We start from the raw sequence: 22,117 nt of genomic DNA on the forward strand, positions 1-22,117 counted from the left end.
AAACTGGTTTACTAATTGCTGTTACTGTACCTCATAACAGCGGGAAGTGCTGTATATTAACTAACGATTAAATTTTTGTTTCACTTCCTCCCAGCTAGAAACTTGATGAGGATTTTGATAATAAAGTTCTAAACGTCTCTCCAATTCCTGTTTTTGAGCATCACTAATAGTTACATCATCAACATCTACAGTGATACTATCCCAAATATCTTGGACTAATTGGATTCTTTCAGCAATACTTAATTGTAAAATGTTTTGAGGTAGTAAGTTCTCCATAAATCTTCCCACTTGAGTAGACAATATTTTCATTTTAACTCATCATTAGCAAGTAGGTTAGGTTGAAACTAAATTTGGTGATTTTGAAAACTCATTGATTAATATTTACAATACTTTACAAATCATCACTGTTATCATGACAGAAAATGACAGAAACTGCCATACTATAGAAAAGAAGATTCACTGAAATCACATTATGAAAAGTATGAATATTTCCTTACCTGACACCATGCGCGATTATATAGAAGAACAGGTAGCGCAAGGTGGTTACAGCAGCGTTAGTGAATATTTTCGGGAATTAGTGCGACAAGACCAAAAACAGAGAGCAAACGAACGTCTACAAACCATGCTTTTAGAAGGATTAAACTCAGGAAATGCAACAGAAATGACTGCACAAGATTGGGAAGATATTCGTCAAGCAGTTCGTGAAAAAACTAACAAACGTCAAAGTGCAATTTAGCCATGATGTTTGCAATTAAAAAAAGACCTCAAGTTATCCGCGATTTGATAGATTTAGCAACCTATATAGCAGAAGATAGTTTAGACGTTTCTGACAGCTTTTTACTAGCAGCAGAAACAACATTTAAACAATTAGCTCAAACTCCAGCTATGGGAAAAATCTGTCAATTTTATCATCCCAATTTAGCAGATATTCGACAACAATCTATCAAAGGATTTAGAAAATATCTCATTTTTTATCGTATCACTGTAAGAATTCAGGTGAAGTGATAAGATCCCCGACTTCTTTTATTTATTATCTCCATAAATGATAAATTGATCTCAGAAGTCGGGGATCTGGGTATCAACAAGTGCTATAGCTGAATACTTACGTATCACTGAATCAGAAGTTGATATTTTGCGAGTTATTCATGGTGCAAGAGACATTGAAACAATATTAGATGAGGATTTAGAAATATAAGTTAAGTAGGTTGGGTTGACGCAAGTAAACCTAACAATACAATACCCACCATTAATAACACACTTATTGCAACCCAAAAACCCTGTATCTGTTGACATCATATCATCCAACCATCACAGATACACCTGGAAATATTCACCTATTTTAAATTCACTAAACCCAAACTAATCTGAATTGCTTTATCTACCTGTTCCATTGTGACTGGTTCCAGAACACCCAACCGTTTAATTAATCTTTAGAACGAATTTGATTAAGAAGTGCAACAGAATCAACCTGTAAACCTCCTTCTGGTACTTTAATTAGCACCTCAGTAGGATACAAAGGTTCTGTAAACTGAGAAGTAAGAGCAGCTACAATAGTTATAGGACTATATTGATTAGAAACGTCATTTTGTAAAATTAAAGCTGGTCGTGTTTTTTTGATTTCTGAACCTATAGTTGGATCAAAATTAACCAAGTAGATTTCACCACGCTGGGGATAGATTATTTTTCCTTTACTTAACACGCTTCCTCTTCCAAATTAAACCACTCTTCAACTAATCCTAAATCACGTTCTGCTCTTTTGATAGCTCCTTGCTTCAACTGTTCTTTGATATTACTAAATTTACTATAATTACTATTTACATATTCATCACCGACTAATTGAATTTCTTTTTTAGTTTCTTCATCTTCTTGCCAATTTTCCTCTTCAGCATCAGCGATTGCTTCATTAAGAAGCTGCGAAATCTGCCGTTTGTCTGATAAACTTAGCGCATTTAAAGAATTAATCAGCAACTCCATTGGAATGAATATATTTAATCCAGTTTGTGACATGGTTCTTATCATGATGCGATCATTGTTCTACATTATATCAAATGATGGTGAATTAGTCTCTAAAAACCCTGTATCTGTTCACATTATCTCACCCAACCATTACTAGCGATTACTGGGGCGATAGCGTTCGCGGAGCGTCCCGGAGGGAACTAGCGCTGCTGCAAGCAGTTCGCACCTGAAAACCTTACCCTGTATCTGTTTACGTTATCTCACTCAACCATTATTAGGGATTAATGGGGCGATCGTGTAAATATTCACCGCACTTGAGAACTATCACCCAGGGCGTAGTTTATAATAAAATCATGCCGAAAAAATTTACTCAATTGAGGAGTTAATCATGGTAATAAAAATTGCAGAAGTATCTAAAGATATTGACACCTTACCAGAAGAAGCCCAAATTTTACTACTAGATTTTATTCAATTACTTAAAAAACGTTATCCACAACCAGAAAATCATCATCAAGAAAAAAGTATCTATGAAAAATTTGATGAAATTGGATTAATTGGTTGTTGTGCTGTGGAAGAAAATTTATCAACCACATATAAAGAAGTTTTATATAATACATTACCAAACAAATATGATCATAGTTGATACAGGATTTTGGTTAGCTCTTATTGATCAAAAAGATACATACCACGAAACAGCAAAACAAGCTTTAATTTAGAGCCTCACCATACTCCGCAAATTATTAAATTAATGGAAAGATATGCTAATTTGCCAATGGATTTAGCTGATGCTTCCCTAGTAATTTTAGAAGAAGATTTGGGACATGGGCGAATTTTTTCAGTAGATCAGCGTGACTTTAACACCTATCGTTGGAAGCAAACTTATCCTTTTGAAAATTTGCTATTTTGAAGTAATTACCTGTATCTGTTAACATCATCTCACTCAACCATCACTAGGGATTGATTACTAGAGCGATGCCTCCGGTGTTCGCGTAGCATCTCGAAGAGAGCAAAGCTATCATGTAAATATTCACCTCACTTGAGAATTATCACCCGAACTAAATCAAATCTTATATTTACAAACTACTAGACTAAAAATATCAAATTAGGCTATGCTACTTATAGTATGACTGTGGGTAGGATATGGCTAAAATCTCAATTTCATTGCCAGATGAACTACTAAATTACATTGACCAAAAAGTTGAAAACCGTAGTGCGTTGATTGAAAATCTCTTGAAACAATGGCAAGAAAAACAACAAGATGAAGCACTAGTCGCAGCTTGCGCTTTGGTTGATGAATTAGAATTAGGTTGGGAAAGTGAATGGCAAAACATTTTGCGGAGATATCTTAGTTTAAACAGCAATCAGCAGCAGAAATAGTCAAAGAGATTTATGATAGCCGTACTATTTCTAACTATGATATTAGCTTATAAATTATTTATTAGATTGGGACTATATAAGTTACATTTTATCAAAAAAATCAGATGCGTTTCTCCTGGTGCAATATATTTCTAATTCTTCTCTCACAGATAATGGTTGATAACCTAAAGCAAAAGCTTTTGAACTATCTAAGGAAACATCTTTTGGTCTGGGTGCTGCCATTTTTATATCAGTTTGCAAACATGATTTTAATTTATCAGTAGGAAGTTGCAAGACTTCAACTAATATTTTACCAAATTCATAACGGGAAATTCTTTCTTTCCCTCCTAAGTGAATTATACCGTTAACTTTTTCTAATGCTAATAACAAACCTTTGGCTGCTGTATTTGCGCTAACTGGTGTCCGAAATTCATCTATAAATAAACTAAGTTTTTTTCCATTTTTCAATGTTTTGATAAATGGCTGAATAAAGCTTTTAGCTGTGGGTGTTTGTTTCCCAAACATTAATGGCATTCTACAAATTGCTGCTTGGGGATATACTTTTAATATACCTGTTTCGGCTTGTATTTTTTGCTCACCGTAAATGTTGACAGGTGATACTGTATCTGTTTCTTTATAAGGTGGTTTTAATCCGTCAAAAACTAAGTCGGTAGATGTAAATACTAATGGTAAAGAATTGTCTGCACAAAGTCCAGCAAGATTACATGATGCTGTAACGTTGATTGTATAGGATTCTTGGGGATGAAGTTGACAATAGTTAGGTTGAGATTGGGCTGCTGTGTGAATTACTGCATCCGGTTTGATATCATTGAATATATTCTTTAATTCCTGAAAGTCTGTTAAATCAACTTTCAAGATTTTGATATTAGGAATTTCTAGAAAATGGGTTGAATATGCACCATACACTTCCCATTTTTGTTGTGCTAATTGGCAAAGATGCCAACCGAGAAAACCACTGACACCAGTGACTAGGAGTTTCTTCATATCTCCTAAATATAATCAATTACGTTTTTTCAACCTGATAATACAGGTTTTGTTTATGTAAATGCAAGAGATAAACAAGTATCTTTATTTTAATAATGCCTGAAAGCGTTTCTCATTTCTGACTTTATCAAAATCTGAGTCGGTTTTGGCTAATTGCTTGTACTTATCAGGAACGAGTTGAATGGCTTTTTCTAGGTTTTCAATTGTTAATTCAATGTTGTCTTGTAAAGCATAATTACAGGCTTTGTTGTAATATGCTTGATGTAAATTTGGTTTGAGGCTGATTGCTTGATTATAAGATGCTAGGGCTTCTTTGTAGCGTTGCAATTTTGTCAACGCAATGCCTCGATTTATCCAAGCTTCAGATTTGTCTGGGTGAATTGCGATCGCTTCGTCGTAGGCTTTAACTGCTTCCTGGTAACGGTTTAGGGCAGTTAGAGCGTTTCCCTTATTATACCAAGCTTCATTTTTATTTGGTCGGATAGCGATCGCTTTTTCGTAAGATGCCAAAGCTTCTTCATAACGATGTAAAGCTGTTAAGGCATTACCCCGGTTAACCCAGGTTTCTGGACTGTCGGTTTTAATAGCGATCGCTTGATCATAGAATGATAATGCCTCTTTGTAACGATCGCCATCTAAAAAACTATTGCCTTGATGTAACAATTTATCAGCTTTTTGGCTATCCTTAACTTCTGTTAATAGTTGAGTGACATTACTTTCTTGTACAACTTGTTTGGTATTTTCTGCTGATGATATTGCCAAATCACCACAGCCAATTGTCAAAAAACTCATAAACCCACAGGCAATAAAGCATCGCCGAATAACCATGCTGCACCTACACAACTCATAAGATGATGTTAAGACTTTTTGATATTTAATAATCGTATCGAAATCAACCAAAGTGTTATTATTATCTTTTGTTTTATTGAGGAAAAAATGAAGATTCGGATAAGTTCTATTTAAAGCCTATGTATCATATCATATTTAGGTAGAATTAATCAATTAATTTACTTAGAGGCCTGTTCCATAACTGTTACCTATTGCTGACACCAGGATATAGGTCATAATATCTCCTATGTCTGCTAGTGATCATGTTGTGAGAACATATAAAAATAAAAACTCAACTACAGTCAACGCAGTCTGAACAGAATGGAACAACATCAGAAGTCAACCGTCGTAATTACGGGCGCATCCTCAGGTGTCGGTTTGCAAGCCGCAAAAGCTCTAGCTCAAACTGGTAAATGGCACGTAGTAATGGCCTGTAGGGATATCTCAAAAACAGAACAAGCAGCCCAAACAGTGGGAATACCACAAGACAGCTATACAATAATTCATATTGACTTAGCCTCTTTAGACAGTGTTAGGAAGTTTGTGCAAGATTTCCGCGCCACTGGTAAGCCATTAGATGCTTTAGTTTGCAATGCGGCAATATATATGCCTTTAATTAAGGAGCCGTTATGGAGTCCAGACGGATACGAGTTAAGTGTAGCTACAAATCACCTCGGCCATTTCCTTTTGTGTAACTTGATGTTAGAGGATTTGAAGAAATCATCAGCTTCAGATCCTCGACTGGTTATTTTGGGAACTGTAACACACAATCCCAAAGAGTTAGGTGGAAAAATTCCCCCCCGTCCAGATTTGGGCAACTTACAAGGCTTTGAAGCAGGATTTAAAGCACCCAATACCATGATTGATGGTAAGAAATTTGAACCCGTCAAGGCTTACAAAGATAGCAAAGTTTGCAATGTCCTGACGATGAAGGAACTGCACCGACGCTATCATGAATCTACCGGTATTACCTTCAGTTCTCTTTATCCTGGATGTGTAGCGACAACAGCCCTATTCCGTGACCACTATCCATTATTCCAGAAACTCTTCCCGCTATTTCAGAGGTATATTACTGGAGGGTATGTGTCAGAAGAGGATGCTGGTAAACGAGTTGCAGAAGTCGTTGCTGATCCTGCATACAATGAATCTGGGATGTATTGGAGTTGGGGGAATAGACAGAAAAAAGATCGTAAATCTTTTGTACAAGAAGTTTCCAACGAAGCCAGCGATGATGATAAAGCCAAACGTTTGTGGGAACTGAGCGAAAAATTGGTTGGACTGGCTTAAAAAATTCTTTTTTGTTTTCTCAAAATAAACTTACACCCCTAGCACTCTGAGATTTAAGATAATTTCAGGGTGCTACCCTCTTATCAGAGTCAGATTTATCTTCTTTCTTCTCTTTCTTCTCTTCGCGTCTTTGCGGTTCATTTCAGTATTTTCCTGACTCCTGACTCCTGACTCCTCAAAGTACATTTGTTAATCTTGGTTAGCAAAAGTATGGGAAAATAGAATGTATGACGATTGAATCTAATTCCTCTCATCCACCTCAACCAGAACCCAAATCGGACGATGACTTGCAACCAGATGACTTTGACGGTGGTGCAGGTGAAAATGGACTAACAGCAGAAGGGTTGGCTGCAAAACAAGTTTTGTCCGCAATTTCGTATTTGCAATCTTCCCAAAATACAAATGCCCTGAAACGCACTACATCTAACTTTAAAGAACAGTCTAGTCAAAATATTATAGTTAAACCAAGGGCATTAATTTTCACTTTATTAGCGATCGCTCTCACTTTTATTGGTATTGCTATTAATAACTCGTTTCTAGGCATCTTGGGAACTCTCATAACCTTGGTTTTATCTATAGCCATGCTTTTACCTTGGCTGCAAGATATCATCCAAGAATGGTTTTCTCCCCAAGATAGAACGGTTTTAGTCGGTTTTATGGGTGTATTAGTAGGCATTGCTGGCATCTTTAGATTTTTTGGATTTAGTGATAATCTCCTGCGTTGGGGACGGAGAATTAACTGGGATGCTTCGGGAACTTTAGCTGAATGGTTCGGTGCTTTAGGGCAAATTTCCATCGCTATCATCGCCGTTTATGTAGCTTGGCGACAATATGTGATTTCTAAAGACTTAACAATTCAACAAAACTTGCTAACAGCCCAGCAAAATATCATTACCCAACAGCAAACCATAGATTCCTACTTCCAAGGTGTTTCCGACTTAGTGCTAGACGAAGAAGGATTATTAGAAGATTGGCCACAAGAAAGAGCGATCGCAGAAGGACGCACTGCCGCTATATTTAGTAGTGTAGATGGTAGTGGTAAAGCTAAAATTCTCCGGTTTCTCTCCCGTTCTAAGCTGCTCACACCATTAAAACGCGATCGTCGTTTAGGTAGAGCCATTCTCGACGGTATCGGTGGCTACGCTGAAGACCGATTAGAAGGTGTCCGCGTCATCGACTTAGGAGTAATGTTAGCAGGTTCAGACCTAGCTGAGAATGATCTACGTTGGACTGATTTAAGTGAAGCTAATCTAGTTCGTGCTAATCTCAGCGGTTGCGACTTAGTTAAAGCCAACCTATCCCGCACCATTTTATATGATGCCAATCTCAGCCATGCTGATTTAAACGGAGTGCGTTTATTTTACGGTTCAGTAGAAAAAGCCACACCCCGCAGTCGCACCCACCCACCAATATATGAAACAGGTGAACACACCGGCGCAGTCGTCGAAAATGCCGATTTCACCAACGCACAAAGAATGTCTGAATCAACCCGTTACTACTGCTGCGCTTGGTGTGGTGAAAAATCCAGAGGAACAATTCCCGGTGGTTGTGAAGGAATTCCTAATAAATTGGGACGTTAAAATAATTCGTAATTAAAATAATTTCTATGCTGCGACAAAACAGATTAACCTAAATAAGAAATATTAGTAAGGTGTTTTTCTGCACCTGCACCTAAAACCCAGCGATAAGTTGTGAAGAACCGAGGCCAATTATCTGTACCATCACCAAGATATTCGGCTGCAACTTTCTCTTCTAAATCATTTATATCAATTGTCTCATCATCAAGTTCTTTATTAATTTCGTCAATTATAACTAATCGTTGATCCTTCAATCGTAGAACATTTAGTCCCAGGATATCAATAGTAAACTGAACATTTTCAACAGGAATCCCAACCTTTAAACAAGCGATTTCATCAGGTCTAATTTCACCATCTTCACTACTGAATTTGAATAAACGTAATGTTGGTAAAGTTAGAGGATTTAATAATTTATTATCAGGGATGTCACCATCCTTTTTTTTACCACAACATGGTGAATTGTTTAGCAGTTGTAAATTTTCTAAATCATCATCTTTCATTCCACCTGGAGGAAGACAGATACCAAGCATATTTTGCCAATCTAGATCATGATTATTTTCTTTTGTTGATTGGTTACGAGGCATAAAGTGTTCAACAGAGCGATTTTTTTCATGAAGAGACATTTCACAGTAAGCACAAAGTCCTTTTTGATCAGATGCTAAAGTATCACGAATTGCATTCAAAGTTTCTCTATTCTTTTTTAAATCACTCCATCGTCTGAACTGAGAAGAATATTGCTTTCTATACTCTTTAATTTTTTCCGGTTCTGGGGATTTACAAACATTTTTCACACTGCATTCCTCCGTTCCAAGCGACGGATTTGCATATCGGCTCTAGTCATATCTGGATCAAATGATTCCCAATCTTGTAATTCTTGTTTGAGACGTTTTGCTTCCTCTAATTGACCATTATCAATTGCTTCAAAAAGTTGTGTAAGTGTTCTTGATTCTTCTGTATCTGGTCTTAATTCATTTAACCCTAAAACATTTCTCACAATATCTGAACTTTTCCTCCCTTTGGTAGGTTCAGGACATGGTTTTATTTGATAATCTTCTAATATCCACACCTGATTTTGTTTTACAGTTGTTACAACTTCAGGACTGTGAGTTGTAGCGATAATTTGAGTATTGGGAAATACCTTCTTTAAATCAGGAATAATCTTCTGTTGCCAAGTTGGATGTAAATGCAAATCTAACTCATCAATCATTAAAATTGCTTCTGCTGCTAACGGGTTTTCCATTTCTGGATTAGCTTGTGCTAAACGCCGAGCAAAGTCCATGACTAACGCCAACATATTGCGATAACCTGCACTTAATTGACTGAGTAAAAGTTCTCTTTTTTCTCCTGTTTCCATTGTCCATTCAACCATGAGCTTTGCAGATGTTGCACCTGAAAAATAAACGCGAGCATTGGGAGCAATAATGGTAGAAATAGCTTTTCGTATTTGCTTTAAATCTGGAAGTTCAAAGTTAATATCTCGGCGATTTTTTCCTTGTCTTAATTCTTCATACTCTCGCATAAAAAACCAATCTACCATACTGACAAAATTGCCTATTGCATTGGCATTAAAGGCGTAATTTATCGCATCAAATCTATCCAAAACTTGATTTGAAATATTTTGAATATTGTCAATATTCGTTAAGTTGCGATTATATTTATAATAAGCTATTATAGAAAGTCTAGATTTTACGTTGTTACTTAGAGTAGAATAAAGCTGTTGAGTTCCTTTTTGTGAAACAAACGAATAGCCACTGATACCTATCCTTTCGTTATCATGAATAGCAGGTATATTTTTGTAGATAATTGTCCAATCTGGAAAACCTGTAGCTGATACAGTAAATTCTGCCTCTGTTTTTTGTTCATTGTTCTCTTGCTTGGCTGGCAAATCTTGCTTCAAAACAGTTAATGCTTCTTGTTTTTTACCTACAATTTTTTGAATTTGAACTACATACGGGAACATTGCCGCAGCAATACCATCCAATAACGCACTTTTACCAGATCCATTATTGCCAACAAATATATTGATATCGGGATCTAGGTTCACTTCCAGATGCTCGAAGCAACGGAAATCTTTGATAATAACTCGTTGAATATGCATGGATTTATTTCACCTAGTTAATCTGCTATCAAAGAATTTAGGAGTCAGGGAACAGTCTATAACTGATAACTGACCCATCACACCTAATAAATAACCCAAGTTGCTAGTCATCTAGTTGAGGCTAGTAATTGCTGATAAAATCCCAGTTTTAATCCTGTTCATCCTTAAATCCTGGAAATCCTGTTCGCGAAGCGTGGCGTTAGCCATATCAGACAGTTTCCCTAACTAGCAACTTACGTTAATAAATAGCAGCTTATTCCAGTAAAGTCAGGATTTCCACACCATCTTCTGTCACTGCTAATGTATGCTCAAATTGAGCGGATAGTTTGCGATCGCGCGTTACCGCAGTCCAACCATCATTTAACATCTCCACTTCATAGGTTCCTTCATTAATCATCGGCTCAATGGTAAACACCATTCCCGGTCTTAAACGCTTACCCCTACCCCTAATGCCATAATGGGGAATATCCGGTGCAGTGTGGAAAATATTGCTAATACCATGTCCCACAAAATCCCGCACCACAGAAAAGCCTTGAGCCTCAGCATACTCTTGAATAGCTGCACCAATATCTCCAATCTTCGCATCTGGATTCACTTCCGCAATACCTAAGCGCAGACACTCTTCTGTTACTTCTACCAATTTTTGCACCTTGGGCGCAGATGTACCGACAATAAATGTCTTGGAAGTATCGCCGTGATAACCATCGACAATCGGTGTCACATCAATATTGATAATGTCACCTTCCCTTAAAATTTGTTTAGCATTAGGAATACCGTGACAAATCACCTCATTCACACTAGTGCAAATCGACTTGGGAAAACCTTTGTAGTTCAGAGGGGCGCTTTTCGCACCATGCGCTTGTGTCCAACGTTCGGCTTCATCATTGAGTTGAAGAGTACTCACACCCGGTTTTACCAAAGGTTCTAAATGTTGTAAAAGTTGCGCTGCTAAATGTCCAGCCCGACGCATTTTTTCTATTTCTCGCTGGGATAAAATGACTATTGGTGCAGTTTTCATGACTCTTTTGTTAAAAATATAGTTAAACCTGTTTCTGCGGCTCTGCGTGCAGCATCTGCTACTTTTAGCGTATATAAACTTTGTTCCGGGGTGACATACAAAGCAGTTCCATCAAAAAGATGATCTAATACCATCTTCGTATCTTTAGCAAACAATCCCCGACGAGTACCCAGATCAATCAATTTTGTTTCCTCTGCCTGTACTAAAAATCCTGTGTCACCATCTAGAATTAACCCCCCTTTTTCGCCGTTAATTTCAAATTTGCGTTCTGACTGCCATAGACTTTCACCTTTACCATAAATCACTTGGGCTAACAACCCATTGGTAAAGCACAATTGCATCACGCATAAGCAGGTTTGATAATAATCTGTCTCCGTCTCCCAATATCGGTGGTGACAATTCACGCTCAAGACTTCGCCAAACAAATCAGTCAGCCGATGTAAGCGAGAAAGAGCGCCAATTAAAGGAAAACCGAAAAGCTCATGGTTATATGTCCACTTACGCGGTGCTGGATGCTGGGGGTTAACTGTGCTGTAGCGGATATAAAATAAATCACCAAGTTCGGCTAAATGTTGTTTTAAAGCTTCATGCCAGCCACCCAAAAGTTCAATATGTTCGACGTGCAGCAGTTTATTTTTTGCTTTGGCTAAAGAGATTAGTTCTTGAGCTTCTTTGACATCTACAGACAGGGGATACTCGACAATTACGTTTTTGTCGCTAGAAAGGGCTGCATGGACGATTTTACCATGATCACGATTAATCGTGGAGATGACAACTAAATCTATATCTTCCCGTTCTACTAGCTGTTGCCAAGAATTCATCATCTGAGTTTGATATTCTTGAGCAAAAGCTGCTGTCTTTCCGGTAGTATGTCCAGAAATTGCGACTAAATGCGATCGCTCATCTTCCTGTAATGCTTTAGCCCTGAGTTTTGCCGCATACCCAGTACCGACTAAACCCACCCGCATAGTTCTATTAGCCAAGTGTGCATCGGAGTTATACATGATGTTCCGTAGTTCTATTTGTTGGGTTTTTGGCTGGACAAAGTTAACTTGGTCACTGTAAAGCACACTGACGTACTAATTACAGTGCCATCAATGCCATAGGTATTCTATCAAAAAGCCAGTCTAAAGCATTTTCTCAGACGTGCTGAGTCCTGAGTTATGAAGTCAGCAGTTTCTCTGCCAAACCTGCACTTAGCTGACAATTTTACTTTTTTACTCATAACTCGTTACTCAGCACTCGTTACTGTTTGATACCTAAAAAAGTTTTTTTTGCCATCTATCTAGTCGAGGATTTTACATAAATAAAACTTATTAGTAACAAGTAACTAAATTTCATTACTAATCGTGGTCAATTTTCGGTTACAACGTTTAATTTTTCCCGTAGTATCAGAATTAAAGCAAATCGAAATCACCAGCTAATCCTATAAGACTAGCTGTGGGCTTTGCTTTAAGATAACTTATACTGCCGTTTTCACAAGAGAGGATTACTCAATGGCTACTTACACCGTAATACTGAAAACTCCCGACGGTGAACAAACGATTGAATGTGCTGATGATACCTATATTTTAGACGCTGCTGAAGAAGCAGGTCTTGATTTGCCCTACTCCTGTCGTGCTGGTGCTTGTTCTACCTGTGCAGGTAAAATAGTTTCTGGTACAGTTGACCAATCTGACCAATCATTTTTAGATGATGATCAGATTGAAGCTCAATATGTATTGACCTGTGTTGCTTACCCAACTTCTAACGTGACCATCGAAACCCACAAAGAAGAAGACCTTTACTAAAAGTAAAAGTATTGACCTCCTTCCCCCGCTATTATGCTTGTGCTTTCATAGTGGGGGATTTGCCCATCCCACAAGACATCAAAAACCTATCACTTGACCAGATTCAAGACTATTCTTACCTCCTCCTAACTCCTAACTCCTGACTCCTGACTCCTGACTCCTGACTCCTTCTAATTCTTCCTCCTGACTCCTGACTCCTATCCCTAATTATTTTGTCAAGAAGGGTTTAATCTCATTACTGAGCATTTTTACTTGTGTGCCAGGATAATAAAACTGGAGAATTTTGGTACTTGACCAACCTAGTTTTGCTAAACTTTGAGCGCCTGTTTGACTCAAGCCAACACCATGTCCTAGTCCACCACCGATAAAAGCATATCCCCACACATTTGGTGTACCTTTATTTAGGGGTTGCAAATAAAAAAGTGTACTGCGGGGAGCAGCAAAGGCACTGCGAACTTCATCTTTGTGCAGTGTAAAAACGCCAATATCTGTTTTTATAGCCAGATCCAGAATCCGTCCGCTTTCGCTCCGCTTGGTTATTGCTATGGCCTCAATCGTTTTGAATTTGGCATAGGGACTCTTTTTCACTAGCAAAAATTTCTGTAAATCCTTAGTAATATCTTCTAGGCTGGTTTGCTTGTTCCAGCGGAACACATCCCAAGTACTTTCATTAAATCCTTCTTCCAGGTTAATAAACTGCCGGAAATTGTTCTCGTCGGCTAAACTCTTTTCAGACAAAGACCAAATATTTGTAGCTGCATCTACTACAGGCCGCAGGTAAGGACGATCTTCTCCATTCCAGACATCGCTAAATGAAGCAGTCACGCCACCTGTGGTAGAAGAATAGAGTGCGTCTACTAACTCGTTATTATAAGTGAGTACCATTCCTCTTGTTGCCGCGATCGCTTGATCGGTTGTCTTCGCCACTCCATTCAGCCCATCATAAACCTGGCAATGAGTATCAGCACACAATTGGTAATCATCAATAGCGAACCGACGTAAATTCCTAAGCGCATAGGTACGAGCAATAATTGCCTGTGATTCTAAAGATGTTTTGGGCGCACTTGTGCCAATTTCATAAGGCAAAACCCCACGCAAATAAGTTTCTAGTGGCACTTGATTGACTAAGGAGTAAGTACCATAGGCATTGGGTTGTAATTTCATCCTTCCAGCATAAAGACGAGCATTCCCGGCTTTTTCCCCTTGATTTACCCGAATCAAGTTTTTGTCGGTGCTAATTTCCAGATCATTCTGGCTATATCGTTTGTCATTTACTACCCAACTCACTCGCGGTACTTGTTTGCGAATTTGGGTATCTAGGTAGGGTAGTTTTTGTCCAGAAGTTTGTATACTTTGCAATAACAAACGCCGTACTAAAGGAGTGCTATAAACATCTCTTTTAGCCCATACTTGCCAGCGTTCTGGTTGAGCTATTTCTACTTCTATTCCCTGAGAACGCCAGTTGTTAGCGTTGTCTTCTGCTGTTTCAAAGGTACGGAAGTTGCCCAAAACGACTACTTCGTCGATTTTTGGTTGAGGTAAGGTTTCTATGACTGTTTCTAGTTGGATGGGGTTAGCAGTGACTAGTGTTCGTTGCTGATTACCCACTTTCCATTTGAGCTTGATGCGATCGCCTTTTGTCGGTGTCAACTTTAGTTTAGCCGTGGGTGTCGCTCCAAATCGTTGAACAATCCCAATTTTTAGCTCCACATCTTGATTATTGTTCACAGGACTTGATGCCGCAGTCAGTCCCAATAAACAAAAGGTTGTCAGTATCTTGTAGGAAGAACGCCAAAAAAAGATTTTCATGAAAACTCTATTTTGCTCCCATAGTGAAGCTTCGGGGCAGGTCGAACTTTGCTTTATAACGCTTTTATTGTATTGCACACTCAATACCATAATATCATTTACCTGTTTTACGTCAAACACTTGCAAGTTAAAGTCATAACGACTATGATTTAATTACGGACATAAAACAAAAGAGCGAAATTGCTTATGGTGAGAATTCAAGAAATTCTCTTAAATCAAATTCAACGGCCACTACCACATCAGAACGATCCCCAGAAAGTAAAATTCTTAATGGCATCAATTGCTGAAATTGGGCAACAAGAACCAATAGATGTCCTAGAAGTAGAAGGACGTTATTATGGCTTTTCTGGTTGCCATCGTTATGAAGCTTGCCAAAGTCTAGGAAAAGAAACCATTCTAGCTAGAGTCAGAAAAGCTACTCCCAGTGTTCTCAAAATGCACTTAGCTTAAAAAGTTGCCCGCATATATCTCATAATTAAACGTGTTGAGTCAGAAAAGTAGATATTGCAATACATCTGTACATAGTTTGATTTGATTAATTATTTGGAGCCAAAAATTATGTCATCTTCAGCAACAAAAAATATCAATATCGGTATTGATGACGTTAGTAGAGCCAAAATTGCCGAAGGTTTATCTCGCTTATTGGCTGACACCTATTCACTGTACCTGAAAACTCATAATTTTCATTGGAACGTCACAGGGCCGATGTTCCAAACCTTGCATCTCATGTTTGAGACACAGTATACAGAACTAGCTTTAGCCGTTGATTTAATTGCCGAAAGAATTCGCGCATTAGGCTATCCCGCACCAGGAACTTATAGCGAATATGCCAAACTGAGTTCTATTCCTGAAACTCCAGGAGTTCCTAAAGCGCAGGCAATGATTCACCTATTAGTAGAAGGACAAGAAGCCATAGTCAGAACTGCACGATCTATCCTCCCATTGGTAGATGACGTAAATGACGAACCTAGTGCAGATTTGTTAACTCAAAGAATGCAGGTGCATGAAAAAACTGCTTGGATGTTGAGAAGTTTACTCGAAGAATAAATATCTGATAATGGGGTATAATAGGTAACAATGCCTTATACCCCATGCCTTATGCCAAATGATGACTTTACCCAAAAGTTGCAAAGTTTAATGCAACGGGTAGGTATTCCTAGTTTTAAATCTCTCAGTCGTGCTGCTGGTGTTTCCGAGCGGCAAATTTTGCATTTACGACAGGGAAAGCTGGAGCAGATGCGAGTTGGGGTGCTGATCAAGCTATCAAAAATCTTACAGATATCATTAAGTGAATTAGCAGCAACTTTTTCTGATGTGAGTTCCACGGTTAACAATCAGTACGCAGATACTGATACAAAATTATTACAAGAAATTGCGGATTTAAAAAGTGAGTATCAGCGAATTGTACTGAAACTGGAACAACAGCGCGAGTTATTACAGCAAGAATTTCAGGAATCAAGTTTGCAAATATTGGAGTCTTTATTATTGTTCTGGCCTGCGGCAGCACAGAAAGCAAAGGATAACCCCCAGCTAGAAGCTATCAAAATGGTACCTTTGGTGCAGAAGCCTCTTGATCGATTATTGCAAGATTGGGGGGTGGAAGCGATCGCTACCGTAGGTGCAGAAATACCCTATAATCCCCAACTACACCAATTATTGGAGGGAACAGCAGAACCGGGCAAAATAGTGAAAGTGTGTTATATTGGATACCGTCATGCTGGCAAACTACTTCATCGAGCTAAGGTAATTCGTCTATAGTTTAGCGATTCTCTGTAAGGATTCAGGATACAGAATATTTGATATAGCAGGGAACAGAAGAGAAAAATATTCTTCCTCCTGAACTCCTGAACTCCTGAACTCCTGAACTCCTGAACTCCTGAACTCCTGAATTCTTACGATTCTCTCTGATGTTGATATTCATTAAGTCAAATTGATTCAACAACAATTCAATATTAACTACTAATTTATGCTCAATCAATTAATAGCAATAATTGAGTATTTATAAGTTTATAATTAACAATTTTGTATGAATTTTCAACCAAAAAAACTAACTTATTTATTTGCAAATTTATAATTGATAACCTATTATTTTCATCACGAAAAATTTATGTAATTTAGATAAAGAGTATTTTTTTAATTTCCTATTTTGGTATATACTAGCTACAACAGAACATCATTGACATCAATCAGAGTAACCTAATTATGAGTCAGCAGGTGAAAGTTCTTACACTCAAAAAAAATTTAAATGCTGAAACTTCATCAGAATTTCAGCAAGATATTGCCAAAATTCTCGAAAGTGGCGTAAAAACTGTATTAGTTGATTGTCAAAATATCACATTTCTAGATAGTTCTGGGCTAGGCTCTCTAGTCTTGGCTTTTAAAACACTACGAGATGCTGGTACTAAAATGGTTCTCTGTTCAATTAATGAACAAGTGAGGATGATATTTGAATTGACTAGTATGAACGAGATATTTGAAATATTTCCCAGCCAAGATGCCTTTAATCAAATTCTACTCACCAAAAATTAATCGAACTTAATTTGTAAAATAGATAAATCGTCATCAAAGGCTTCTTTGGAGTTTAAATTGATTAGATAATTCAGTACATGATCAAGTTGGCAATCAACTGAATGCTGTAAACTAACTAGTAACTGAATTAATCCATCTAAACTCCAAAGAGTGCCATCTAATTTAGTAATCTCATATGCACCATCGCTAAAAATATAAAGACGACTAAACTCGTCAACAGTGCAAGTTCCATCAACATACTTTGCTTCAGGAAACATCCCCACTGGCATACCTGGTGTTTTCAAGGTTTTTATTTCCGTAGTCGTGGGAGACTTTCCAGATACTAATATTGCTGGTGGATGTCCAGCACTTGCATAAACTAACTGACGACTAATTCGGTTATAAACACCATACCAAATAGTAAAATATTTATCATTTTGATAATTGATTTGGAACGTATCATTTAAAGCTGTTAACACATGACTAGGTTGATAGTAATCCAGATCTTTTAGCGCACGAGAGCGAAGTAAATTCAGTACAGAAATAGAAGGAAGAGTCGCTCTGAGTCCATGACCCGCAGTATCTAATAGATAAATAGCCAAAGAATCAGAATCAAGCCAGTAATAATCAAAGCAATCACCCCCTAATTGTCGTGAGGGAATAAAACGATAATTAATAGCCACAGGTGTAGATATAGGCAAAGGCAAAAGGGAGGTTACATATTCTGCCGCTTCTGCTAATTCTGTTTCTAACAATAACTTTTGGGTTTGTATATCTCGGTTCAACTGATGTAAGCGTAATCCTGCTCTTACCCTAGCTTGGAGTTCATTTTGCTCAATTGGTTTAGAGATAAAATCATCAGCACCAGCATCTAGTCCCTTAACCCGATCTGCGACTGAATCTAAGGATGTTAATAAAATAAAGAATGTGGTAGATAAATTAGGATCTTTCTTAATACGATTGCAGACTTCTAGTCCATTTAAACCGGGCATCATCCAATCGCAAATAATTAAGGCTGGAGGACAAGCAAGCGCTTGCAAAATTCCCTCCTGTCCATTACTGGCAGTGATTACTTGATAACCCTGTTTTTCCAACATTCTTTTCAGGAATATCTGTATTGAGTAGTCATCATCAATTACTAGAATTTGAAACATAATAAATGGCGTACACAATCAATATTTTATACAAAAATAAAAATACAGTGATGAACAATTTGTTAGTAGTGTTTTATGATTGTGACTACTAACCTGATTGAAAAACTTTTCATTTTTAATGATCTATGATAGTAGAATTCAGGAATTAGGAGCCAAAGCTTTATTGAGCATAAATTTGAGTTGGGATAAAATTTTAAAACTTATGTACCTGGAATAAGGCGTAATTTGCTCCCGTTTTGGAGATAATTAAAATTATGACTGTGATAGAGGGTTTAGCCAGAAAACTAGGGCTTTTTTAAGATGATTTAAATCTCGATATACTTCTTGTTTAAACCATTGTCCTAAAGCATCAAAAGGAGTAAAAGAAGTTCCTGTTTGCCATTTAATTTCTTGACCTAATGGAGTGGTGTGATTTCCAGATAAAGTTTGTAAAGTCACCATTTCTGGAAAGCGATTTTGTAAGATTTTGGTTATTGTTACTGATTGATCAAGATTATCATTGCTAAATTTTATAATTAAATTACGCCGGATATGATAAAGTTCTTGTACAAGTTGGTTGGTTTCTAAAGGTGTTGGTGTAAACTCAATCGCCAAGGTAGAATTTAATTGTTCTACTAGAGGAATAGCTTCCTTAGCGGTGTAGTTGTTAAAGGAAATGAGAATATTCCCAGCACGTTCCACTCTAAAAAGGCTACCAATGAGCAAATGGAGTTTGCAACCCATACTGTGTCCAACACCATAGGTAGGGAGATATAGCTTGCGTATTTCACCAGAATCTTGCAAGCGTTCTAGGGTTCGTTCAAATTTAAGTAGTACAGATTGAGCGATCGCTCTATGATCTAAGGTATTGACAAAAGGCGTAGCTATAACAACATACCCTTTAACGGCCAACTCCTCTAGTAACCAACGGTAAGTGAGGTGAGGTGCAGTAGCGACAAATGCACCCCCCAAGAAATGGATGATACCGATGGGATTGCGGGGAATAATTACCCAATTACCTCTGATTTCTTTCCAGTCCATGCCAATGTGCAAACGCTTACTTCATATTCTTTAATGTTACTCTGTTCCCGCCAGAAGATTACCTAATAATGATGGAGAGGGTGTAATCTTCTAAAAATATAAATATATGGTTAGCTTCACCAAACAACTGTGCCGGTGCATACTAGACAAACAAAAACGGCAAAAATTTCGCTAAAAACAGCAAAATAATTTATTCTACAAATACAGTTACTGCTTATATCCCTATATAAAGGAATAAAGGAAAAAGTAACTTAGTCAGTAATGGATTAGAGATATGGGAAATTGACTTGAAGAATTTCCGGATCTATAAAAATTGTCTATGTATATTTAGTTTTAACCATGACTATGCAACTTTCTCATTTCATACTGCACATCTAAAGCAATTTGTAATGCCTCATTTAATAATCTACCATGCTCACTAGCTTGTTCAGTAACCTGCATGGATGTTAAAGTTGCTAAATTATTAGCAAATAAATCTGAATTATTGAGAATAAAGTTTTTATTTTCCCGTAAAATTTTCTCTGTTTTCAAAGCCCGAATTAAATCTGATTTAGTAAGCTTTAAAGCTTCAATAACTTTCTCTCTTTGCTTTATAGCTACTTCTGGATTGCCTGCTGCTTCTATTTGGTCATTAATATTTATAGCTTTAATAACATCATTATATCTTTCTACATCATTCAGTAAAATTCGTAGAGAATTCGTTATATTAGTTTTAACAAATTCACGTTTATTTATCCAAAGCAAATATAATATAGTTTGGATGATACCTCCAACCCAAACACCAAACCAAAATAATAATAGCCAAGATGGTATTGTGATCCAAGCGGCAAATAATTTTACAAGCAGATCAAATAAAAGATATGTAAATGCAAAAATAGAACAGCTAATAAAAATTACAGTAGCACCCTCAGAACCTTTGATTTTATCCAGTAAGTATTTCCCTAACTTCTGGATATTATTCGTAACAATGATCAATTCATTATTAACAGGTAAATTAGTCAATTTTTGCAATTCATGATTAGTAATTTCCAATCCCTCTAAATCATCCCGCACAGCTTGCCAATCCTTCCCATTATAGTAATTTAATCTAATATAGCAATCAAATTTTGGGAATGGTAATTGGAATAGCATTTTGTTAAAAATTTATCTAATTTAGAGAAAATTAGCTAAAAGTAAAATTTTTAGTCCAATTTGTCAATAATACCTAGGACAGATGACAAAAAACATGGATAATTGTAATTTAAGTCACTTTTTGATGAGGGTGAATAAATAGAATCCAGCAACAATAAACATAAATAAAATAGTAGTAGAATATACTATTACATCCCTTAAGATAAATAATATCCAATCTTTTCTAAGTTCCTGTTTAAATTTTAGTTCTCGCAACTTGCGCTCAAGTTCCACATCTTCTTGTGTAGATAAATTGACAATTCCATTAGCATATATATCATCAATCACTTCTGGTGTGCCAAAAGTTTCTATAAAGCCTTCTATCTGTTGATTTTCCTGGCTAGAAATAATTGGCAAGTTGTCATAGTTGAGGTTTTTGATTTCTTTTTTGATCACCTTTTTGACAATTTTGAATATTAATGATTCCAAGCTTTTTTCTGTCATATGTGTTGGAATTGAATATTTTCTAATAGAATTATTTTTTAAGTGTAGTTTAACTGGAGGTCAAACAACTGAAGTTGAAGCTACAGAGATAAGATAATCAGATCAAGGATAAAAAATATTCTTACTTGTAATCAGCAGCATTTGTACTTGGAATATAAAAATTAAATCTAATTATCAAGAAATTATAAATTACCACTCTTGTATTTCTTTTTACCATAAAAATATGCCAGTATGATGAAATCAGTGCCAAGTCACGCTTATTAGAGTAAAGGTAAAAATGGTAACTGTAGTTGTCCTGATTAACATCCTCATCTCCCTGATACTCCTCTATGTAGCTCGGCAAGTGTGGCGAATCAAACAAAAACTGGGAATCATTGCAGATAGGTTGAACAGCTATGAACGTGTTAGCCATTCAGTTCTGTTTACAGCACCAGAAAGTATTTATACAGGTTATCAGGAAATTTATAACCTCCGCCAAAAACACCAAAAGGTTAAACTGCAAATTCAACAAATCCAGCAAATTCTCAACCTTGTCGTTCTAGGCAGAAAAATCTGGCAGCGCTCTTTTTGGCAGCCAGATTCTACCTCCAGAAATAAAAATAGCTCCACTCATCAGCTAATCAATCAAAGCAACTTCACAGACTGATATATTGTCAGCAGAGAATGACTAGATCAAATCCCTCACTATTGCCAGGGGATAAAACCCACCTAAAATGGGTGTAAGGAGAGAAACAATAAAGATGTCTAATAACCGTTCTGGATTATTTATTGGCGGTTTGATGCTGGGAGCTACTATCGGTGCTTTAACCGGTTTGCTTGCTGCTCCACGCACAGGGCGCGAAACACGTAAACTTTTAAAAAAATCTGCCGATGCTTTGCCAGAATTAGCAGAGGATCTATCAACCAGCGTACAAATTCAGGCAGATCGTCTTTCTGCCAGCGCACTGCGAAACTGGGATGACACTTTAGAGAGATTGCGGATAGCGATCGCTGCTGGTGTAGATGCTACACAACGCGAAAGCGAAGCCCTACAACGGCAAAATCCCGCCGATCCTGAAAACACGGATTCTCTAACTCAGCAACTAGAACACTCTTGA

General features: G+C 37.1%; 28 protein-coding genes. 14 read left to right on the top strand and 14 right to left on the bottom strand.

Features of this window, described 5'->3' with window-relative positions:
- Nucleotides 1–60: 60 nt before the first annotated feature.
- Nucleotides 61–276 (bottom strand): addiction module protein, encoded by a 216-nt coding sequence (locus VB713_RS08215; RefSeq protein ID WP_323311132.1) that lies wholly within the window; start codon nt 274–276, stop codon nt 61–63.
- Nucleotides 277–472: 196 nt separating this feature from the next.
- Here VB713_RS08215 and VB713_RS08220 point away from each other — a divergent pair, with 196 nt between their 5' ends.
- Nucleotides 473–736 (top strand): type II toxin-antitoxin system ParD family antitoxin, encoded by a 264-nt coding sequence (locus VB713_RS08220; protein ID WP_027401152.1) that lies wholly within the window; start codon nt 473–475, stop codon nt 734–736.
- A 2-nt stretch (nt 737–738) separates the two neighbouring features.
- On the top strand, nt 739–1,005 hold the full coding sequence (locus VB713_RS08225) for a type II toxin-antitoxin system RelE/ParE family toxin (RefSeq protein ID WP_323311076.1): 267 nt from the start codon (nt 739–741) through the stop codon (nt 1,003–1,005).
- A 418-nt stretch (nt 1,006–1,423) separates the two neighbouring features.
- Here the strand turns inward: VB713_RS08225 and VB713_RS08230 are convergent, their stop codons facing one another.
- Both VB713_RS08230 and VB713_RS08235 read right to left on the bottom strand, forming a co-directional pair.
- Nucleotides 1,424–1,699, bottom strand: coding sequence for a type II toxin-antitoxin system PemK/MazF family toxin (locus VB713_RS08230; RefSeq protein ID WP_323311077.1), 276 nt, complete (start codon nt 1,697–1,699; stop codon nt 1,424–1,426).
- Nucleotides 1,693–2,007 carry a hypothetical protein gene (locus VB713_RS08235; RefSeq protein ID WP_323311078.1) on the bottom strand — a complete coding sequence of 105 codons (315 nt, stop codon included), beginning with the start codon at nt 2,005–2,007 and terminating at the stop codon, nt 1,693–1,695. The genes VB713_RS08230 and VB713_RS08235 overlap by 7 nt, the downstream gene beginning before the upstream one ends.
- Nucleotides 2,008–2,344: 337 nt before the next feature.
- Here VB713_RS08235 and VB713_RS08240 point away from each other — a divergent pair, with 337 nt between their 5' ends.
- The 3 genes from VB713_RS08240 to VB713_RS08250 all read left to right on the top strand — a co-directional run bounded on the left by VB713_RS08240 (nt 2,345) and on the right by VB713_RS08250 (nt 3,333).
- Nucleotides 2,345–2,599, top strand: a complete 255-nt coding sequence (locus VB713_RS08240) for a DUF2281 domain-containing protein (protein ID WP_323311079.1) — start codon at nt 2,345–2,347, stop codon at nt 2,597–2,599.
- 105 nt (nt 2,600–2,704) lie between these two features.
- Nucleotides 2,705–2,863 carry a hypothetical protein gene (locus tag VB713_RS08245; RefSeq protein WP_323311080.1) on the top strand — a complete coding sequence of 53 codons (159 nt, stop codon included), beginning with the start codon at nt 2,705–2,707 and terminating at the stop codon, nt 2,861–2,863.
- A 233-nt stretch (nt 2,864–3,096) separates the two neighbouring features.
- Nucleotides 3,097–3,333 carry a ribbon-helix-helix domain-containing protein gene (locus VB713_RS08250; protein ID WP_323311081.1) on the top strand — a complete coding sequence of 79 codons (237 nt, stop codon included), beginning with the start codon at nt 3,097–3,099 and terminating at the stop codon, nt 3,331–3,333.
- 81 nt (nt 3,334–3,414) lie between these two features.
- Here the strand turns inward: VB713_RS08250 and VB713_RS08255 are convergent, their stop codons facing one another.
- Together VB713_RS08255 and VB713_RS08260 are read right to left on the bottom strand one after the other, a co-directional pair.
- Nucleotides 3,415–4,317, bottom strand: a complete 903-nt coding sequence (locus VB713_RS08255) for an NAD(P)-dependent oxidoreductase (protein WP_323311082.1) — start codon at nt 4,315–4,317, stop codon at nt 3,415–3,417.
- An 84-nt stretch (nt 4,318–4,401) separates the two neighbouring features.
- Nucleotides 4,402–5,145: a tetratricopeptide repeat protein gene (locus VB713_RS08260; RefSeq protein WP_323311083.1), complete on the bottom strand. Its 744-nt coding sequence runs from the start codon at nt 5,143–5,145 to the stop codon at nt 4,402–4,404.
- A gap of 321 nt (nt 5,146–5,466) precedes the next feature.
- Here VB713_RS08260 and VB713_RS08265 point away from each other — a divergent pair, with 321 nt between their 5' ends.
- On the top strand, nt 5,467–6,432 hold the full coding sequence (locus VB713_RS08265; protein ID WP_323311084.1) for a protochlorophyllide reductase: 966 nt from the start codon (nt 5,467–5,469) through the stop codon (nt 6,430–6,432).
- 227 nt (nt 6,433–6,659) lie between these two features.
- A complete protein-coding gene (locus VB713_RS08270) occupies nt 6,660–8,012 on the top strand; it encodes a pentapeptide repeat-containing protein (protein ID WP_323311085.1) in 1,353 nt (450 codons plus the stop codon).
- Between the two features lie 44 nt (nt 8,013–8,056).
- Here VB713_RS08270 and VB713_RS08275 read toward each other — a convergent pair whose 3' ends face one another.
- The 4 genes from VB713_RS08275 to VB713_RS08290 all read right to left on the bottom strand — a co-directional run bounded on the left by VB713_RS08275 (nt 8,057) and on the right by VB713_RS08290 (nt 12,129).
- Entirely contained in the window at nt 8,057–8,800 is a 744-nt protein-coding gene (locus VB713_RS08275) for a retron system putative HNH endonuclease (protein ID WP_323311086.1), read from the bottom strand.
- Nucleotides 8,797–10,107 (bottom strand): AAA family ATPase, encoded by a 1,311-nt coding sequence (locus VB713_RS08280; protein WP_323311087.1) that lies wholly within the window; start codon nt 10,105–10,107, stop codon nt 8,797–8,799. The genes VB713_RS08275 and VB713_RS08280 overlap by 4 nt, the downstream gene beginning before the upstream one ends.
- Nucleotides 10,108–10,360: 253 nt before the next feature.
- Nucleotides 10,361–11,125 carry a type I methionyl aminopeptidase gene (map, locus tag VB713_RS08285; RefSeq protein ID WP_323311088.1) on the bottom strand — a complete coding sequence of 255 codons (765 nt, stop codon included), beginning with the start codon at nt 11,123–11,125 and terminating at the stop codon, nt 10,361–10,363.
- Nucleotides 11,122–12,129: a Gfo/Idh/MocA family oxidoreductase gene (locus VB713_RS08290; protein WP_323311133.1), complete on the bottom strand. Its 1,008-nt coding sequence runs from the start codon at nt 12,127–12,129 to the stop codon at nt 11,122–11,124. Before VB713_RS08290 ends, map begins: the two co-directional genes overlap by 4 nt.
- A gap of 492 nt (nt 12,130–12,621) precedes the next feature.
- On the opposite strand from VB713_RS08290, the gene VB713_RS08295 reads away from it, so the two are divergent.
- A complete protein-coding gene (locus tag VB713_RS08295; RefSeq protein ID WP_323311089.1) occupies nt 12,622–12,915 on the top strand; it encodes a ferredoxin in 294 nt (97 codons plus the stop codon).
- 207 nt (nt 12,916–13,122) lie between these two features.
- Here the strand turns inward: VB713_RS08295 and VB713_RS08300 are convergent, their stop codons facing one another.
- Complete coding sequence (locus tag VB713_RS08300) at nt 13,123–14,724, bottom strand: SpoIID/LytB domain-containing protein (RefSeq protein ID WP_416242417.1); 1,602 nt, start codon at nt 14,722–14,724, stop codon at nt 13,123–13,125.
- Nucleotides 14,725–14,910: 186 nt separating this feature from the next.
- Between VB713_RS08300 and VB713_RS08305 the strand changes: the two genes are divergently transcribed.
- The 4 genes from VB713_RS08305 (at nt 14,911) to VB713_RS08320 (ending at nt 17,253) form a co-directional block, all read left to right on the top strand.
- Nucleotides 14,911–15,174: a sulfiredoxin gene (locus tag VB713_RS08305; RefSeq protein WP_323311091.1), complete on the top strand. Its 264-nt coding sequence runs from the start codon at nt 14,911–14,913 to the stop codon at nt 15,172–15,174.
- Between the two features lie 108 nt (nt 15,175–15,282).
- Entirely contained in the window at nt 15,283–15,771 is a 489-nt protein-coding gene (locus VB713_RS08310) for a Dps family protein (RefSeq protein ID WP_323311092.1), read from the top strand.
- Between the two features lie 51 nt (nt 15,772–15,822).
- Nucleotides 15,823–16,482, top strand: a complete 660-nt coding sequence (grpE, locus tag VB713_RS08315) for a nucleotide exchange factor GrpE (protein WP_323311134.1) — start codon at nt 15,823–15,825, stop codon at nt 16,480–16,482.
- Nucleotides 16,483–16,926: 444 nt separating this feature from the next.
- Nucleotides 16,927–17,253, top strand: a complete 327-nt coding sequence (locus tag VB713_RS08320; protein WP_323311093.1) for an STAS domain-containing protein — start codon at nt 16,927–16,929, stop codon at nt 17,251–17,253.
- On the opposite strand, the gene VB713_RS08325 is transcribed toward VB713_RS08320, so the two are convergent.
- The 4 genes from VB713_RS08325 to VB713_RS08340 all read right to left on the bottom strand — a co-directional run bounded on the left by VB713_RS08325 (nt 17,250) and on the right by VB713_RS08340 (nt 21,020).
- Nucleotides 17,250–18,386, bottom strand: a complete 1,137-nt coding sequence (locus VB713_RS08325) for a PP2C family protein-serine/threonine phosphatase (RefSeq protein ID WP_323311094.1) — start codon at nt 18,384–18,386, stop codon at nt 17,250–17,252. The genes VB713_RS08320 and VB713_RS08325 overlap by 4 nt on opposite strands.
- Nucleotides 18,387–18,638: 252 nt before the next feature.
- The gene (locus VB713_RS08330; RefSeq protein WP_323311095.1) at nt 18,639–19,406 is read right to left on the bottom strand and encodes a DUF1350 family protein; all 768 of its coding nucleotides are present in this window, start codon (nt 19,404–19,406) and stop codon (nt 18,639–18,641) included.
- A 333-nt stretch (nt 19,407–19,739) separates the two neighbouring features.
- Complete coding sequence (locus VB713_RS08335; protein ID WP_323311135.1) at nt 19,740–20,459, bottom strand: hypothetical protein; 720 nt, start codon at nt 20,457–20,459, stop codon at nt 19,740–19,742.
- Nucleotides 20,460–20,651: 192 nt separating this feature from the next.
- On the bottom strand, nt 20,652–21,020 hold the full coding sequence (locus VB713_RS08340; protein ID WP_323311096.1) for a hypothetical protein: 369 nt from the start codon (nt 21,018–21,020) through the stop codon (nt 20,652–20,654).
- 277 nt (nt 21,021–21,297) lie between these two features.
- Between VB713_RS08340 and VB713_RS08345 the strand changes: the two genes are divergently transcribed.
- Both VB713_RS08345 and VB713_RS08350 read left to right on the top strand, forming a co-directional pair.
- On the top strand, nt 21,298–21,666 hold the full coding sequence (locus VB713_RS08345; protein ID WP_323311097.1) for a hypothetical protein: 369 nt from the start codon (nt 21,298–21,300) through the stop codon (nt 21,664–21,666).
- A gap of 94 nt (nt 21,667–21,760) precedes the next feature.
- Nucleotides 21,761–22,117: a YtxH domain-containing protein gene (locus tag VB713_RS08350; RefSeq protein WP_323311098.1), complete on the top strand. Its 357-nt coding sequence runs from the start codon at nt 21,761–21,763 to the stop codon at nt 22,115–22,117.

Source organism: Anabaena cylindrica UHCC 0172 (genome assembly GCF_034931625.1).
Classification (GTDB): domain Bacteria; phylum Cyanobacteriota; class Cyanobacteriia; order Cyanobacteriales; family Nostocaceae; genus Anabaena; species Anabaena cylindrica_A.

Bases quoted from the DNA above. Each gene is read 5' to 3' on its own strand.
- VB713_RS08215 (WP_323311132.1), bottom strand. From the start codon at position 276: ATGGAGAACTTACTACCTCAAAACATTTTACAATTAAGTATTGCTGAA.
- VB713_RS08220 (WP_027401152.1), top strand. From the start codon at position 473: ATGAAAAGTATGAATATTTCCTTACCTGACACCATGCGCGATTATATA.
- VB713_RS08225 (WP_323311076.1), top strand. From the start codon at position 739: ATGATGTTTGCAATTAAAAAAAGACCTCAAGTTATCCGCGATTTGATA.
- VB713_RS08235 (WP_323311078.1), bottom strand. From the start codon at position 2,007: ATGTCACAAACTGGATTAAATATATTCATTCCAATGGAGTTGCTGATT.
- VB713_RS08240 (WP_323311079.1), top strand. From the start codon at position 2,345: ATGGTAATAAAAATTGCAGAAGTATCTAAAGATATTGACACCTTACCA.
- VB713_RS08245 (WP_323311080.1), top strand. From the start codon at position 2,705: ATGGAAAGATATGCTAATTTGCCAATGGATTTAGCTGATGCTTCCCTA.
- VB713_RS08250 (WP_323311081.1), top strand. From the start codon at position 3,097: ATGGCTAAAATCTCAATTTCATTGCCAGATGAACTACTAAATTACATT.
- VB713_RS08255 (WP_323311082.1), bottom strand. From the start codon at position 4,317: ATGAAGAAACTCCTAGTCACTGGTGTCAGTGGTTTTCTCGGTTGGCAT.
- VB713_RS08260 (WP_323311083.1), bottom strand. From the start codon at position 5,145: ATGGTTATTCGGCGATGCTTTATTGCCTGTGGGTTTATGAGTTTTTTG.
- VB713_RS08265 (WP_323311084.1), top strand. From the start codon at position 5,467: ATGGAACAACATCAGAAGTCAACCGTCGTAATTACGGGCGCATCCTCA.
- VB713_RS08270 (WP_323311085.1), top strand. From the start codon at position 6,660: ATGACGATTGAATCTAATTCCTCTCATCCACCTCAACCAGAACCCAAA.
- VB713_RS08280 (WP_323311087.1), bottom strand. From the start codon at position 10,107: ATGCATATTCAACGAGTTATTATCAAAGATTTCCGTTGCTTCGAGCAT.
- map (WP_323311088.1), bottom strand. From the start codon at position 11,125: ATGAAAACTGCACCAATAGTCATTTTATCCCAGCGAGAAATAGAAAAA.
- VB713_RS08290 (WP_323311133.1), bottom strand. From the start codon at position 12,129: ATGTATAACTCCGATGCACACTTGGCTAATAGAACTATGCGGGTGGGT.
- VB713_RS08295 (WP_323311089.1), top strand. From the start codon at position 12,622: ATGGCTACTTACACCGTAATACTGAAAACTCCCGACGGTGAACAAACG.
- VB713_RS08300 (WP_416242417.1), bottom strand. From the start codon at position 14,724: ATGAAAATCTTTTTTTGGCGTTCTTCCTACAAGATACTGACAACCTTT.
- VB713_RS08305 (WP_323311091.1), top strand. From the start codon at position 14,911: ATGGTGAGAATTCAAGAAATTCTCTTAAATCAAATTCAACGGCCACTA.
- VB713_RS08310 (WP_323311092.1), top strand. From the start codon at position 15,283: ATGTCATCTTCAGCAACAAAAAATATCAATATCGGTATTGATGACGTT.
- grpE (WP_323311134.1), top strand. From the start codon at position 15,823: ATGCCAAATGATGACTTTACCCAAAAGTTGCAAAGTTTAATGCAACGG.
- VB713_RS08320 (WP_323311093.1), top strand. From the start codon at position 16,927: ATGAGTCAGCAGGTGAAAGTTCTTACACTCAAAAAAAATTTAAATGCT.
- VB713_RS08325 (WP_323311094.1), bottom strand. From the start codon at position 18,386: ATGTTTCAAATTCTAGTAATTGATGATGACTACTCAATACAGATATTC.
- VB713_RS08330 (WP_323311095.1), bottom strand. From the start codon at position 19,406: ATGGACTGGAAAGAAATCAGAGGTAATTGGGTAATTATTCCCCGCAAT.
- VB713_RS08340 (WP_323311096.1), bottom strand. From the start codon at position 21,020: ATGACAGAAAAAAGCTTGGAATCATTAATATTCAAAATTGTCAAAAAG.
- VB713_RS08345 (WP_323311097.1), top strand. From the start codon at position 21,298: ATGGTAACTGTAGTTGTCCTGATTAACATCCTCATCTCCCTGATACTC.
- VB713_RS08350 (WP_323311098.1), top strand. From the start codon at position 21,761: ATGTCTAATAACCGTTCTGGATTATTTATTGGCGGTTTGATGCTGGGA.